Source organism: Aliivibrio fischeri, assembly GCF_009727955.1.
Taxonomy (GTDB): domain Bacteria; phylum Pseudomonadota; class Gammaproteobacteria; order Enterobacterales; family Vibrionaceae; genus Aliivibrio; species Aliivibrio fischeri_A.
This window is the reverse complement of the sequence record NZ_WOBR01000014.1, coordinates 124586-139609: the sequence shown is the minus strand read 5'-3', so window position 1 is coordinate 139609 and position 15024 is coordinate 124586. Positions and strand designations below refer to the sequence as shown.

Annotated in this window: 14 protein-coding genes; 10 read left to right on the top strand and 4 right to left on the bottom strand. The window is 40.5% G+C overall.

Going from position 1 to position 15024, the window contains the following annotated elements:
* Nucleotides 1-83 precede the first annotated feature (83 nt).
* Entirely contained in the window at nt 84-1313 is a 1230-nt protein-coding gene (locus GNP81_RS18195) for a multidrug effflux MFS transporter (protein WP_155673730.1), read from the top strand.
* Nucleotides 1314-1433: 120 nt separating this feature from the next.
* The gene (gene tsrA / locus GNP81_RS18190) at nt 1434-1724 is read left to right on the top strand and encodes an H-NS-like global regulator TsrA (protein ID WP_005416841.1); all 291 of its coding nucleotides are present in this window, start codon (nt 1434-1436) and stop codon (nt 1722-1724) included.
* Between the two features lie 87 nt (nt 1725-1811).
* On the opposite strand, the gene GNP81_RS18185 is transcribed toward tsrA, so the two are convergent.
* Entirely contained in the window at nt 1812-2720 is a 909-nt protein-coding gene (locus GNP81_RS18185) for a DMT family transporter (RefSeq protein WP_196587350.1), read from the bottom strand.
* A 127-nt stretch (nt 2721-2847) separates the two neighbouring features.
* Between GNP81_RS18185 and rmuC the strand changes: the two genes are divergently transcribed.
* Genes rmuC through tatC form a run of 7 tightly spaced genes read left to right on the top strand, consistent with a single transcriptional unit; the run spans nt 2848 to nt 8897 of the window.
* On the top strand, nt 2848-4368 hold the full coding sequence (rmuC, locus tag GNP81_RS18180; protein ID WP_065597137.1) for a DNA recombination protein RmuC: 1521 nt from the start codon (nt 2848-2850) through the stop codon (nt 4366-4368).
* A gap of 56 nt (nt 4369-4424) precedes the next feature.
* Nucleotides 4425-5189, top strand: a complete 765-nt coding sequence (gene ubiE / locus GNP81_RS18175; protein ID WP_005416847.1) for a bifunctional demethylmenaquinone methyltransferase/2-methoxy-6-polyprenyl-1,4-benzoquinol methylase UbiE — start codon at nt 4425-4427, stop codon at nt 5187-5189.
* 11 nt (nt 5190-5200) lie between these two features.
* Nucleotides 5201-5824 (top strand): ubiquinone biosynthesis accessory factor UbiJ, encoded by a 624-nt coding sequence (locus GNP81_RS18170; RefSeq protein WP_155671875.1) that lies wholly within the window; start codon nt 5201-5203, stop codon nt 5822-5824.
* A complete protein-coding gene (ubiB, locus tag GNP81_RS18165) occupies nt 5821-7455 on the top strand; it encodes a ubiquinone biosynthesis regulatory protein kinase UbiB (protein ID WP_155652260.1) in 1635 nt (544 codons plus the stop codon). The genes GNP81_RS18170 and ubiB overlap by 4 nt, the downstream gene beginning before the upstream one ends.
* A 51-nt stretch (nt 7456-7506) precedes the next feature.
* The gene (gene tatA, locus GNP81_RS18160) at nt 7507-7755 is read left to right on the top strand and encodes a Sec-independent protein translocase subunit TatA (RefSeq protein WP_005416854.1); all 249 of its coding nucleotides are present in this window, start codon (nt 7507-7509) and stop codon (nt 7753-7755) included.
* Nucleotides 7756-7758: 3 nt separating this feature from the next.
* Nucleotides 7759-8139, top strand: a complete 381-nt coding sequence (gene tatB / locus GNP81_RS18155; protein ID WP_336495378.1) for a Sec-independent protein translocase protein TatB — start codon at nt 7759-7761, stop codon at nt 8137-8139.
* Nucleotides 8140-8141: 2 nt separating this feature from the next.
* Nucleotides 8142-8897 (top strand): Sec-independent protein translocase subunit TatC, encoded by a 756-nt coding sequence (tatC, locus tag GNP81_RS18150; protein ID WP_065604340.1) that lies wholly within the window; start codon nt 8142-8144, stop codon nt 8895-8897.
* A 1014-nt stretch (nt 8898-9911) separates the two neighbouring features.
* On the opposite strand, the gene GNP81_RS18145 is transcribed toward tatC, so the two are convergent.
* Nucleotides 9912-10673: a TatD family hydrolase gene (locus tag GNP81_RS18145; protein ID WP_155673729.1), complete on the bottom strand. Its 762-nt coding sequence runs from the start codon at nt 10671-10673 to the stop codon at nt 9912-9914.
* A gap of 150 nt (nt 10674-10823) precedes the next feature.
* Here GNP81_RS18145 and hemB point away from each other — a divergent pair, with 150 nt between their 5' ends.
* Nucleotides 10824-11840 (top strand): porphobilinogen synthase, encoded by a 1017-nt coding sequence (hemB, locus tag GNP81_RS18140; protein ID WP_011260930.1) that lies wholly within the window; start codon nt 10824-10826, stop codon nt 11838-11840.
* 283 nt (nt 11841-12123) lie between these two features.
* Here the strand turns inward: hemB and gppA are convergent, their stop codons facing one another.
* On the bottom strand, nt 12124-13617 hold the full coding sequence (gene gppA, locus GNP81_RS18135) for a guanosine-5'-triphosphate,3'-diphosphate diphosphatase (RefSeq protein WP_155671871.1): 1494 nt from the start codon (nt 13615-13617) through the stop codon (nt 12124-12126).
* A gap of 32 nt (nt 13618-13649) precedes the next feature.
* Nucleotides 13650-14948 (bottom strand): ATP-dependent RNA helicase RhlB, encoded by a 1299-nt coding sequence (gene rhlB, locus GNP81_RS18130; protein WP_012532773.1) that lies wholly within the window; start codon nt 14946-14948, stop codon nt 13650-13652.
* Between the last annotated feature and the right edge of the window lie 76 nt (nt 14949-15024).

Sequence of the window (15024 nt, the reverse complement as noted above, 5' to 3'; positions counted from 1 at the left end):
TGAGAATGTTAGATCTGAATATAAACCATTTCTGTTCATATCTCTAATTGAGTACACTTCTTGACTCATTTTAGGAGTTACCCATGCACACGCCAGTTACACCTCAACAAGCACCATCGCTTTCTTCTGTATCGGACAAAAAAATAATCACCTTAATGGTGGTATTAGTGTTGTTCAGTCCATTAGCTATTGATATTTATCTTCCTGCTTTGCCTGTAATGGCTGCAGAGTTTCAAGTTCCATCAACCATGGCTCAAGATACGATTACTTGGTTTATGTTTAGTATGGGCTTAGGTCAATTATTTGCAGGTCCACTTGCCGATCGTTATGGCCGCAGACCAATAGCATTAACGGGTATTCTTATTTATGGACTGAGTGCTGTGTTAGCGTATACCGCTCAAGCAATGGAAATGTTATTGCTTGCTCGATTACTACAAGGTTTTGGTGCGTGTGCAACATCCGTTGCTGCTTTTGCTTCTGTTCGTGATTCATTTGGTGCAGAGAAAGGCGGGCGTATGATCAGTTATTTAAATGGAGCGATCTGTTTTATTCCTGCTTTAGCACCTATTTTAGGTAGCTACTTAACTCATCATTTTGGTTGGCGTTCAAATTTCAGCTTTATGGCTGGTTTTGCATTAGTTGGTTTTGTATTAATCCTGCTTAATTATAAAGAAACAAAACCTACGAATACGGTACAAACAGGAAGGTTGATTAGCCCATCGCGTTATTGGTCTGTATTACAGCATCCAACGTTCTTGTTTCATGCGACATTATGTATGTTAGCCATGGGTGTTATTTTAGCTTATGTTACTTCAGCTCCCGTTTTTCTTATGGATAAATTGGGATTAACCATGCAAGAGTTTACGCATTGGTTTGCCGTTAATGCGGTATTGAATATTATGGCGTGTTTTGCTGCGCCTAAATTTATGGTCAGATTCGGAACTCGTAACGCCTTATTATTTGGCTTATCGGTGTTAGCTATCGCTGGTGGCTTAATGCTAGGGTTCCAACATATTCAGCAAGCTTGGGCGTTTATGATCCCGATCTTTTTCTCGTCAGTCGGTTTTGCATGGGTACTGGGTTCGGCGGCAGGTAAAGCGCTTGCACCATTTGGTGATAGAGCGGGAACTGCTGCTGCATTACTAGGGTTATTTCAAATGAGTGGAGCAGGTATCATTGTTGGCACAATGCAAAGATTAGCACTCCCATCTGCACAACTCTTAACACTAATGATGTGGCTTCTTATCCCAGGTTTGCTGATTTTATTAACAAAAACAGGACAACGTTGGCATTCTGGAACTGTTGCGCACTAATTCGCATAATTTGAACAGAAAAAGAGCAATTTTACTTTTTAATATATTCAGTTAATTATGGTTTCAGTGTATATTCAGCACTTAATTACTGTTGATTGAAATTAAAAGGCAAAACACGCAATGTCGATGTCCGTTATTGAAATGGCTCGTGTCCTAGAGCAAATGGAAGAGTCACCAGAAAAACTTATGTTTGGTAAACTACTTTCAGAGCTAGGCAATCAAAGCCAAGAGCGCGTAAGAAGCGCTGCGCGACAAGTGTCTGTTCCAACATTGCGTGATCTGATTTACCAATTCCAAGTGGTAATTGAAGAGCGTAAAGGTGAAACGACAAAAAAACTTGCAGAAGAAATGGCAAAAGAAGGGGTTTCACTAGAAGACTTCCAAGCTTATTTAGCAAGTAAGAATAAATAATAACCTTAACTTAAATTTTGGTTAGATAATTAAAATAGAAAAAAGCAGCGTTATATACGCTGCTTTTTTTGTTTATACGGGTTCTTATTACTGTTCTGCAGGTGTTTGACTCTCTTTCTTTTTACCAAAGAACTGTTGGATTAGTAGGCCACACACAATCATAATTAATCCGATTAATGTTGATGGGTGTATTTCTTCTCCGATGATATTGGCTAATAGCAATAAAGAGATAAATGGAGAAGCAAAAATTAGGTTACTGATTCGTGCCGTATTTTGTGTTAATCGTAATGCTGACAACCATAAAACAAAGGTAACACCCATCTCAAATAACCCTACATAAGAGACTGCAGCCCAACCACTCATTGGTATTTGAGCCCATGGTGCCCCTTCGTAAATACTTAACCCTATCGCAACAGGCAGAGCAACCAAGAAACCAAGTAAAAGCCCAAGAATGGGGTCTGCTTTATTTTTAGTATTTAAAATCCAATAACCAGCCCACAATAATGTTGAGAATAGAGCCAAGCCAACTCCAAGAGGGCTATCAAATTCTAATGCAAGTACATCACCTTTAGTCGCAATAACGATTACACCTAGATAGCCTAAAACACACGCAATCCAATCTTGTTTTCGTATTTTTTGACCAAGAAAAACTGCAGCCATTAAGGTTAAGGTTATTGCCCAACTGTAATTAAGAGGCTGAGCTTGGGATGCTGGTAATAGGTCATAAGATTTGAATAGAACTAAGTAGTAAGCAAGTGGGTTAATTGCACCTAATAAAATGTAATACAAAGGATTAGCTAGAAAGGTATTAATCAGTTGCGATAACGTTTTTTGATAAGCAGCAACACCAGCTAGAGCCAGAATAGAAACAGCGCTTGCAATGGTTAGCATTTGGGTTGGCGTAAAATGCTCAAGAGTAATTTTAAAAGCAGTGGCAACGGTTGACCACAAAAGAACCGCTGCGACACCAAATCCTAAAGCACGACGTTCGTTCATTGTTATTGTTCTCAGTAAAAAATCCATTTGGATCTGGAGTGTACCTGTGCTTGAAAAATAGTGTTAACTGGACATTTATCCAGTATCAAAATATCCTATGGTAATTCGTGTTTACATTGAGTGAGTTATGGAATTTTTGAATCAGTTTGGTGGGCATTTATTGTTTGGTTTTGCAGGCGCTAGTATCGCGTATGCCGTTGCTCATGTATTAACAAAAAGTCGAAATCAGCAAGAGTTAGCCCTATTAGAGCATGAGTTAGAGTCAGAAAAAAAATTGGCAAATTCTCAACTGCATCAATTAACCCAACAAGTTGAAAAGCAACAGCAAGAACTCGATGAACTTGATCTTGAGCGCGATAAATTAGCGCAAGAACAAAAGCAATCACATGGGCGTTTAATGGCAGCCATGGAAAAGCTACGTTATTTTGATGCGATTCAAAAAGAAAAAGAGTACTTAACTCAACAACTCGAGTTTTCTCGTCAAACAAACTCAAATGTTGAAGCCGAATTGAGAGAACAAGAAGCGCGTAATGAAGAAGAACGCAAAGCAAGCCAAGAGAAGATTGAATTACTTGAGCGAGCAGAAGAAAGGTTAAAGCAGCAGTTTGAAAATTTAGCCAACCAATTGTTTGAACAGAAAACTAAAACGGTTGATGAACAAAACAAGGTGAGCTTAGAAGGTTTGTTATCTCCATTAAAAGAGCAGCTTGAAGGGTTTAAAAAACAAGTAAACGACAGTTTTGGTTTTGAAGCTAAAGAGCGCCATACTCTGGTACATGAAATTCGTAGCCTGCAACAACTTAATGAGCGTATGACACAGGAGGCGGTAAACCTGACCAATGCGTTAAAAGGTGATAACAAACAGCAAGGGAATTGGGGGGAAGTTGTTCTTTCTCGAGTGTTGAAAGAATCCGGTCTTAGAGAGGGGCACGAATACGATACTCAAGTCAGTATGGACGATGAAGATGGTAAGCGATTTTATCCTGATGTGATTGTTCACTTACCTGACGAGAAAGATGTCGTGGTTGATTCAAAAATGACCTTGGTGGCGTATGAACGTTTTTTTAATAGTGAAGACTTTAATCAAAAAGAACATGCGCTTGATGAACACCTAATGGCCATTCGCGCTCATTTACGTGGATTAAGTAAAAAGGATTACCACAAGTTAAATGGCTTACGCAGTTTAGATTATGTATTAATGTTTATTCCTGTAGAACCGGCATTCCAAGTTGCGATAGAAGCTGACCCATCGCTAATCTCTGATGCGATGGAGCAAAATATTATTATCGTTAGCCCAACAACGTTATTGGTTGCGCTTAGAACCATCAGTAATTTATGGCGTAACGAGAGACAAAACCAAAACGCCAAAATCATTGCAGAGCGCGCAAGTAAACTGTACGACAAAATGCGTCTTTTTGTTGATGACATGGAGGCGGTTGGTGGTGCACTTGATAAGGCAAATCAAAGTTATCAGGGGGCAATGAATAAATTGGCAAGTGGGCGTGGAAACTTAATTCGCCAAGCTGAAAGCTTTAAAGAATTGGGGGTTGAAGTGAAGAGAGACATAAATCGTCGCCTTATTGACCAATCTTTTGAAGCCGATACGATGCAAACACTTGGTGATAACGGGTTGGATAAAGTAGACTAGAGGGCTGTTGAATTCATAGAGAACGGATTCAACGTACTATCTCTAGAGGACGAAAAATGACGGACAAGATGAACATGGCTGAAGAAACAACACACTTCGGCTTCACTACAGTCGCTAAAGAAGAAAAAGTAGCGAAAGTTGCAGAGGTATTTCACTCTGTAGCAGCAAAATACGACATCATGAATGACCTTATGTCTGGTGGTGTTCACCGTGTTTGGAAACGATTCACGATTGATTGTAGTGGCGTACGTCCAGGTCATAAAGTACTTGATTTAGCTGGTGGTACTGGCGATTTAACGGCTAAGTTTTCACGTATTGTTGGTGAGAAAGGTCAAGTTATTCTTGCTGATATTAATAACTCAATGCTAAACGTTGGTCGTGACAAACTACGAGATATGGGTATCGTAGGTAATGTAAATTACGTACAAGCAAATGCGGAAGAACTGCCTTTCCCTGATGACCATTTTGATTGTATTACCATTAGTTTTGGTCTTCGTAACGTAACGGATAAAGATAAAGCATTGCGTTCTATGTTCCGTGTTCTTAAGCCGGGCGGCCGTTTATTAGTGCTAGAGTTTTCAAAGCCAATCCTTGAGCCGTTATCAAAAATTTACGATGCGTACTCTTTCCATCTATTACCAAAAATGGGTGAAATCATCGCAAATGATGCAGACAGCTATCGCTACCTTGCTGAATCTATCCGTATGCACCCAGATCAAGAAACACTGAAAGGCATGATGGAAGATGCAGGGTTTGAGCAAGCTAATTACTACAACTTAACGGGTGGTATCGTTGCTCTACACCGTGGTTACAAGTTTTAAGGGATAGAATAATGCCATTAGAACCATTCGTAACAGGCGTGATGGAGACAGGGTTAAATACTCTGTTAAAAGAATCACCAGAGAGCAAAGCGGCACTGCATCGTTTAAAAGAAAAGATTATTCATGTTCATTTAAATGAAGTGAACAAGGATCTTTTCTTTGTATTTAGCCACCTACAAGTTGATATTCTTTCTCGATTCGAAGGTTCTGTTGATTGCTACTTAGCTTTAAATCTTTCTGTTTTGCCACAACTGCGTGATCAAAATAATATCACTCAACTGATCAAACAAGATAAGTTGGTATTGGAAGGCGATTTAAAACTTGCTCAGCAATTTTCTGCGTTACTTGAAGAGTTAAAACCGGATGTTGAAGAGAAATTATCTCAATATACTGGTGATATTGTTGCTCATACTTTAGTTAGTGGAGTAAAAGGTGGCGCGTGCTGGGTGAAAAAACAGATCACTCGTCAAACTCGCCATGCAGCAGAAGTACTTACTGAAGAGTGGAAAATGGCTCCTGCACCATTAGAAATTGCCCACTTTTGCGATCAAGTAACCGATGTTGAAGCTCAATTTGCAGAGCTTGATGCTCGTTTATCTCGTCTAATACAAAAAACAGGGTTAGAACCAGCATGACGCCATCTGAGTTAAAGCGCTTATATCACATCACTAAAGTTCAACTTGAGTATGGGTTAGATGAGCTGTTACCTGAACATGCGTTAACTCAATTACCAAAGCGATTACGTAAAGGTTTATTCTGGATTAAAAATAAATATCCTGAAAAACCTCTTGGTGAGCGCTTACGTCTAGCATTGCAAGAGCTGGGTCCTGTTTGGATTAAGTTCGGTCAAATGATGTCGACTCGTCGAGACCTTTTTCCTCCTCATTTAGCTGACCAATTAGCGCTACTTCAAGACCAAGTTGCCCCATTTGATGGTCAGTTAGCGAAAGATCAAATGGAAATTGAATTAGGTGGGCCGTTAGAGAATTGGTTTACTGATTTTGATATTAAGCCACTCGCTTCAGCTTCTATTGCTCAGGTACACACTGCAAAGTTAAAAGATTCAGGCAGAGAAATTGTTCTTAAAGTGATTCGTCCTGACATTCGTCCTGTCATCGAATCTGACATTCGCTTAATGTACCGTATGGCGAAGTTGGTAGAGCAACACATTCCTGAAGCGCGTCGTTTAAAACCTGTAGAAGTTATTGAAGAGTACGAAAAAACCTTACTTGATGAGCTAGACTTAAGAAGAGAAGCCAGTAATGCAATGCAGCTGCGCAGAAACTTTGAAGGTAGTGAAGAACTTTATGTACCTGAAGTCATTTTAGATTTAAGCTCTGAGCATCTTATGGTGTCAGAGCGCATTTACGGTATTCAAGTATCAGACATTGAGCAGCTTGAAAGAAATGGCACCAATATGAAGTTATTGGCTGAACGTGGTGTTTCTGTTTTCTTTACTCAGGTATTTCGAGACAGTTTCTTTCATGCGGATATGCACCCAGGAAATGTATTTGTAAATCCAGATAATCCAGAAAATCCACAATGGATCGGATTAGACTGTGGTATTGTGGGAACACTCAATAAGGAAGATAAACGCTATTTAGCAGAAAACTTATTGGGTTTCTTTAATAGTGACTATCATAAAGTTGCGCAATTACATGTTGATTCAGGTTGGGTTCCGGCTGACACTAACGTTGAAGAATTCGAATTTGCTATTCGAATGGTGTGTGAACCTATTTTTGCTAAGCCATTAGGAGAGATTTCTTTTGGTCATGTGCTGTTGAACTTATTTAATACAGCACGTCGTTTCAATATGGAAGTGCAACCACAGTTAGTCTTATTGCAAAAAACATTGTTGTACGTAGAAGGATTAGGCAGACAGCTTTATCCGCAATTAGATCTATGGGCAACCGCCAAGCCGTTTTTAGAAACGTGGATGGCAAAACAGATAGGACCGGCAGCCTTTGTGACTGCTTTGAGTGAGAAAGCGCCATTCTGGGCTGAAAAATTACCTGAACTGCCAGATTTAGTTTATGACAGTTTGCGCCAGGGCAAAGTTCTTAATCAACGAATGGATAAACTTTACGCAGGTTACCGTCAAAGTAAGCGCCAACAAGCAAAAGGACAATTCCTATTTAATGTTGGAGCCACACTTCTGATTTGTTCTGCGGTGTTATTAACCAGTAACATTACTGTGTTAGCATCAATTAGTGCTGCTACAGGAGCTGCGTTTTGGCTATTTAGCTGGCGAGCATATCGTCGTTAAACGTAACTTTATTTAGCAATTTTTTAACCCTAACACGCTGAGGAAATAAGCATGGGTGGTATTAGTATTTGGCAACTTCTTATTATTGCAGTAATTATCGTTCTGTTATTTGGTACGAAAAAATTACGTGGTGTAGGTAGTGATTTGGGTTCTGCAGTTAAAGGCTTTAAAAAAGCGATAAGTGAAGATGAGCCAGCAAAAGATGCGAAAAAAGACGCTGATTTTGTTCCTCAGAACTTAGAGAAAAAAGAAGCTGAAACAGTAGAAAAACAAAAGCAAAACGACAAAGAGCAGGCATAATAAGTGTTTGATATCGGTTTTTGGGAACTGATACTGATCTCTGTTGTTGGACTAGTTGTATTAGGACCGGAACGTTTACCAAAAGCGATCCGCTCTGTTGCGCAGTTCATTGGAGCAGCAAAAAGCATGGCGAATAATGTCAAAGATGAGCTGTCACAAGAATTGAAGATACAAGAACTTCAAGAGAATTTGCGCAAAGCAGAACAGATGAATATGGATGACTTATCGCCTGATCTTAAAAAGTCAGTAGAAGAGTTAAAACAAGCGGCAGCAGATGTCACTCGTCCATATGCAAAACCAGAAGAAGAAAAAGCAGAAACGCCAAGTGCGGACTCGAGTTCTTCTTCGGCATCTGACTCAACTTCTAAAACGAAAGCAGAGTAATTATGTCATCAGTTGAATCCTCTCAGCCGTTGTTAGCGCACTTACTAGAGCTAAGAAATCGTCTATTAAAAGCAATCATTGCTGTTATCGTCGTATTTTTAGGCTTAGTTTGGTTCGCTAATGACATTTATGAGTTTTTATCAGCACCTTTGGTAGAAAGATTACCAGAGGGAGCAACTATGATAGCAACTGATGTCGCGTCACCATTTTTCACGCCCATAAAGCTGACTTTGGTGGCATCGATATTTGTCGCTGTTCCAGTAATTCTTTATCAGGTATGGGCATTTGTGGCTCCAGGACTCTACAAGCATGAGAAAAGACTTATCATGCCGTTATTGTTCTCTAGCTCTTTGCTGTTTTATGCTGGTGTATCATTTGCGTATTTCGTTGTATTTCCTTTGGTATTTGGTTTCTTTACAACCATTGCTCCAGAAGGGGTTCAAGTAGCAACTGATATCGCTAGTTATCTTGATTTTGTTTTAGCTTTATTCTTGGCTTTTGGTATTGCATTTGAAGTACCTGTTGCCATCATCTTGCTATGCTGGACAGGTGCTACAGACCCAGATACGTTAAGACAAAAGCGTCCATACATTATTGTAGGTGCCTTTGTTGTTGGTATGATGTTGACACCACCAGACATTATTTCTCAAACGTTACTGGCAGTACCTATGTGTATTTTGTTTGAGATAGGTTTGTTCTTTTCACGTTTTTATGTGAGAGAGAATAACGAAGATGATTTGGAACAAGATGAAGCATAATGCTTGATAAAAAATCTGAATATTGAAAAAGCGTTGATGATTATCAGCGCTTTTTTTATGCCTGTTTTAAACCAACAAAGAGAGTTAAGTGATCATGATCACGCTCTATTTTTGAGGTTCTATAGAGATAAATAGACAAACTGGAAACCTCGTGTGCGAGATCTCTCACAAGCGAGTGAGATTTAGCGCTTTTTTTAGCGCTATTTTCTCGTTGTTGTTTATTAAGTTATTGATATTTAGGGTTTTGTGTTCGTTTGGAGATGACGCTATATTTTTTTTTGCAATTATTTGAAATTAGTCTATTGCTGAAAAAAGTGAAAAGCGTAATCTTATTGGTGTCGGAAGGATGCTGACACGGAACAGGAACTAGCCAAGGATTTGGTACGCTTCAGGATGAGGCACTCGGTTACTTAGGATTAGTAATCGGCACGGATAGCGAAATGGACATTGAATGGACGCAATAGTAACTAGGATGGTTGCTACTAAGGAAAGACAATGGACACCTCTAGGATTGAGGTAAATGGACTGCACATCAGGATGATGTAACGGACACCGCTCAAGGAACAAGCGAAGAGAGTTAACTAAGGATTGTTAACGGATCAGGATAGATCATGGACACCGCTAGGATGGCGACGAAAGGAATAAGCTGACGGATTCAGCATACTATCAAGGATTTGATGCATGGAGCACCATTAGTAGCCGGATTGCTGCGAGTAAAGTTATAGCCCCGCTAGATGAAAATCTAGTGGGGCTTTTCTTGTTTAGAGCAAAGTAAAAAGTAGGGACGAGAGTCGAGGACGCTTCGCTCGAGGAGCGAGGAAGAGCTAAAGAGAACCTATACGCTACGCTAACTAGATACTATAAGAGCGAGTGTTATGACGCTGGAATAATAGCGTTAAATAATCAGATTTTGCTCTTATAGAAGCGAAGCGTTCTAGCCTCTAGTTAGCGAAGCGTATAGGCTCTTCCTGAAACCTGAAACCTGAAACCTGAAACCTTAAAGCGAAGTTATCTCTAAATCCCAAACAACTTCATCGCATTCGCCGTCGTAATCGCATCCACATCAGCCAAACTCATCTCACGTAAATCCGCTACACGCTGAGCAATTAACTGTGTATAGGAAGGCTCATTGCGTTTACCACGATGTGGAACTGGTGCTAAGTAAGGACAATCGGTTTCTAGGATTAAATAATCCATATCGAGGTGAGGAATGATCTTATCCATCCCACCATTCTTAAAAGTAGAAACGCCACCAAGGCCTAAATGGAAACCTAAATCATTAATGGCTTTTGCTTCATCAACCGAACCACCAAAGCAGTGGAAAACACCTGATAATGAACCATCTTGCTCTTGTTTTAATAGACTTAATGTTTCTTCAATAGAGTCACGAGTGTGAATCACAACAGGTAGTTTCATCTCTTTTGCCCAATTTAATTGGGTAATGAATGCCATCTCTTGTTCTGCTTTAAAGGTTTTGTCCCAGTATAGGTCAATACCTATTTCACCTACCGCAATGAAATTATGCTTTTCAAACCATGAGTGAATGATTGCCAAGGTTTCTTTCACGTCAGCGTTCACATAACAAGGGTGTAATCCCATCATTGAATGGCAAACCTCAGGATATGCGGCTTCCATTTTGAGCATTGGTTCGATAGATTCTAAATCGATGTTAGGTAGTAGAATTTTGCTAATACCTTGTTCTAGTGCGCGCTGAACAACAGCATCTCTATCTTCATCAAATTCTTTTGCATAAATATGAGCGTGAGTATCTATCATGGTGAAACCCTAAAACAAAAATAATGACTTCTATCATACCAAGTTCAAAGTAAAAATCAGATCTATACGAAAAAGTCACTTGAAAGACTACGATTAGCCACTCGATAGGTATATATTGGAAAGCATCATAAATACAAAAAGGAGCACAGTGTGTCTGTATCCATTCTTGGTGCGTTTCCAAACCGCCGCATGCGCCGTATGCGTAAACACGAATTTAGCCGCCGATTAATGGCTGAAAACCAACTAACAGTAAATGATTTGATTTATCCAATGTTTGTTCTTATGGGTAAAGATCGTCGTGAGTCTGTTGAGTCTATGCCGGGCGTTGAGCGTTTATCTATCGATTTACTGCTTGAAGAAGCGCAACGTCTTTATGATTTAGGTATTCCTGCAATTGCACTTTTCCCTGTAGTTTCTCAAGATGTTAAAAGTCTATGCGCTGCTGAAGCTTACAACCCTGAAGGTCTAGTTCAACGAACAGTTAAAGCCCTAAAAGAACATGTACCAGAGCTTGGTGTGATTACGGATGTGGCTTTAGACCCATTCACAACTCACGGTCAAGACGGCATCATCGATGAAGATGGTTACGTAATGAATGACGTCACAACAGAAGTACTTATTAAGCAGGCATTATCGCATGCTGAAGCTGGTGCTGATGTGGTGGCTCCGTCTGATATGATGGATGGTCGTATTGGTGAGATCCGTAAAGCGCTAGAAAAAGCAGGTCATGTTCATACGCAAATTATGGCGTATTCTGCAAAATACGCATCTTGTTACTACGGTCCTTTCCGTGATGCAGTCGGTTCTTCATCTAACTTGAAAGGCGGTAATAAAAAGAATTACCAGATGGACCCTGCTAATAGTGATGAAGCAATTCATGAAGTAGCAATGGACATCAATGAAGGCGCTGATATGGTCATGGTGAAACCTGGTATGCCGTATCTGGACATCGTTCGTCGTGTTAAGACTGAACTTCAAGTTCCAACATTTGCTTACCAAGTATCTGGTGAGTACGCGATGCACAAAGCCGCTATTATGAATGGTTGGTTGAGTGAGCGTGATACGGTGATGGAATCGCTACTGTGCTTTAAGCGTGCTGGTGCCGATGGCATCCTGACTTACTTTGCGAAAGATGTAGCTGAGTGGTTGGCGGAAGAGAAGAAGTAAGAGCAGGGACGAGAAAAAGCAGGGTTCAGATCGCTTTGCTTAAAGGTTTCAGGGGTGGGTGTGGTGAGCTTTGGTGTTAACTAGAGACTATACGCTGCGCTAACTAGAGGCTATAAGAGCATAGAATTCAGTGCTGTTAACTCTTTTCTAAAAAATAAAAAAAGCATGATGATTTTAGTTAATCATCATGCTTTTATTTTTCCTGAAACCTGAAACCTGAAACCTGTACAGTAAGGCTCTTGCTTTTGCTCTTATAGAAGCGAAACGTTCTAGTCCCTAGTCCCTAGTCCCTTGGCTCTATAACCAACTCCCAACCAATATTCGTCTGCTTATCTGCCTCAATCTCTAACTCAGATCTCGTTAGAGGATTCGCCGCCAGCCAAGTCGCATCAATCGATAATGACAAAACATCATTTTTTTCTGATAGCGTTACTGCTGGGGCTAAATTCACATCACGACGATGAGTGAGAATAATCGCTAAACGTAAAATACGTAGCATGCGTTGAGCTGAAATATCAGAAACCGCATGTTGAGTTGGCATGGCTGAGAAATATTCGCGGTAACGGCGTAGTAATTCACCAAGCAAGTGCTTTTGAGCACGAGTAAAACCAGGTAAATCCAGTGCGTTAATTAAATAGGCAGAATGTTCACCGCCTTTTTTGTAATCAATACACATACCAATTTCATGAAGTTGAGTTGCCGCAGTAAGTAATGGTAATGCTTGTGGCTCAGTAAGCCAATCGTTACCACATTGCTGAACAAGTTGAATTGAGAGTTCAGTGACTTGCTGGGCGTATTCAACGTCTAATTGATAACGTTGCTGAGTGCTTTTTATTGTGCGTTGACACACTTCATCGTGTTGCAGTTCATCGATCATTCCATAGCACAGGCCTTCACGTAAAGCGCCACCAGCTAGGGTCATAGAATCGATGTTCAATAATTCAAAAATAGCAATAAGGATGGATAAACCACTTGGGAACACTAATGCTCGTTCAAGAGTTAACCCATCAATATCTAACTCTTCTAAGTGTTCATATTGCATTGCTTGTTTTTGAAGGCGCTTAAGCTTGGCTAAGGTAATTACCTCATCCATGCCTTGCGCCAACATGATTTCTTGCAATGCTTGTACCGTACCACTAGCTCCAACGCAGGTTTGCCAACCTAGGTCAGTATACTGCTGTAAAATAGGAGTTAATGTCTCTTTTGCGCCGGCAATTGCCGAATCAAAGTTCTTTTGGGTTAGGGCACGGTCTTTAAAGTAGCCTTCTAGCCAAGTAACACAGCCCATTTTTAAGCTTGTGAGTGCTTGTGCTTCAAAGCCTTCACCAATGATTAACTCTGTACTTGCTCCGCCGATATCAACAACTAAACGACGGCCATTACCACCTGAAGTGTGCGCAACTCCTTGGTAAATCATACGAGCTTCTTCTTCGCCTTCGATCACGTTAATGTTGTGACCTAAGATTTGATTGGCTTTTTCTAAGAAGATATCCACATTGCTAGCAACACGCAGCGTTGCTGTGCCGACAATGCGAATATTTTCTACAGGGATGTCTTGCAAACGTTCTGCAAATAAGCTCAAACAATCCCACCCACGTTGCATAGCTTCATGGCTGAGTGTGTTATTTTCATTTAATCCCGCAGCTAAACGAACTTTACGTTTGATTTTAGCCATGGTTTGCACACTACCATTTATATGACGCACAACAAGCATATGGAAGCTATTGGAGCCTAAATCGATGGCGGCATACATAGGTGATATTGTTGAACTTTTCATAACATCCTTTTACTTTTTACTGAGCTCTCAACTTACGATTGAGTATTGCGTGGTTGACGTGGGCGAGAATGCTTACGGTTGCCGCCTTGACGTTGACCATTGTTGTTACGACGATTTTGCTGCGGACGACGTTGAAGACGTAATGGTGCAGGCAAATCTTCTAGTAATGCAGAAGCATCGTAATCAGATTGTGGGATTGAATGCTCAATATACTCTTCGATAGCAGGAAGATTAATTGCGTATTCTTCACATGCAAAGCTAATAGAGTTACCGCTTGCACCTGCACGACCTGTACGGCCAATACGGTGAACGTAATCTTCAGCTTCGTTTGGTAAATCAAAGTTAAATACGTGTGTTACTTGTGGAATATGTAGACCACGAGCAGCCACATCGGTAGCAACTAAGATATCAACATTACCTTGCGTAAACTCTTCTAAAATGCGCTCACGTTTTTTCTGTGGAACGTCACCTGTTAGAAGACCAACACGATGTTTATCAGCGGCTAGGTGACCCCAAACTGATTCACATTTGTGTTTTGTGTTTGCAAAGATAATCGCACGATCTGGCCACTCTTCTTCAATAAGTGTTTGAAGTAAAGCCATTTTATGATCGTTTGAAGGATAGAAAAGTTCTTCCTTAATGCGATGACCTGTTTTTTGCTCTGGTTCAACAACAACGTGCTCAGGCTCTTGCATGTGTTCAAAAGCAAGCTCTTGTACACGGTAAGATAGCGTCGCAGAAAACAGCATGTTTAAGCGTTCTGTTGGCGCAGGCATACGACGGAAGATAAAGCGAATATCTTTAATAAAACCTAAATCGAACATACGATCGGCTTCATCAAGAACAACAGCTTGAATCATCTTAAAGTCGATGTGACCTTGCTTGTAGAAGTCGATGATACGACCGGTCGTACCGATCAAAATATCAACACCTTGCTCAATCACTTGTTGTTGTTTTTCATAACGCTCACCACCGTAAGCCAGTGCCGCTTTTAGGCCTGTGCTTGCGATAAGTGATTCAGCATCATTGAAGATTTGAATCGCTAATTCACGTGTCGGAGCCATGATAATGGCACGCGGTTGTGTGATTTTACGACCTTCAGGTGCTGGTGTCGTTAATAGGTGATTAAAAGTAGCAGTAAGGAACGCTAGCGTCTTACCTGTACCCGTTTGGGCCTGGCCTGCAATGTCTTGGCCGGCGAGCAGTACCGGCAATGCCTTAGCTTGAATTGGGGTACATTTAATGAACCCTTTTGCATTCAAACCATCGATAACCTGAGGCTGTAAACCTAGGTCGGCAAAGTTTTGCTCTGTGATGTGCGTCTTTTTCATAGCTATAGAATATCAGTTAAAGCTTGCAATACGAAACGGATTCCATTCAAATAGAGAATCAATTTGCTGGTTATCA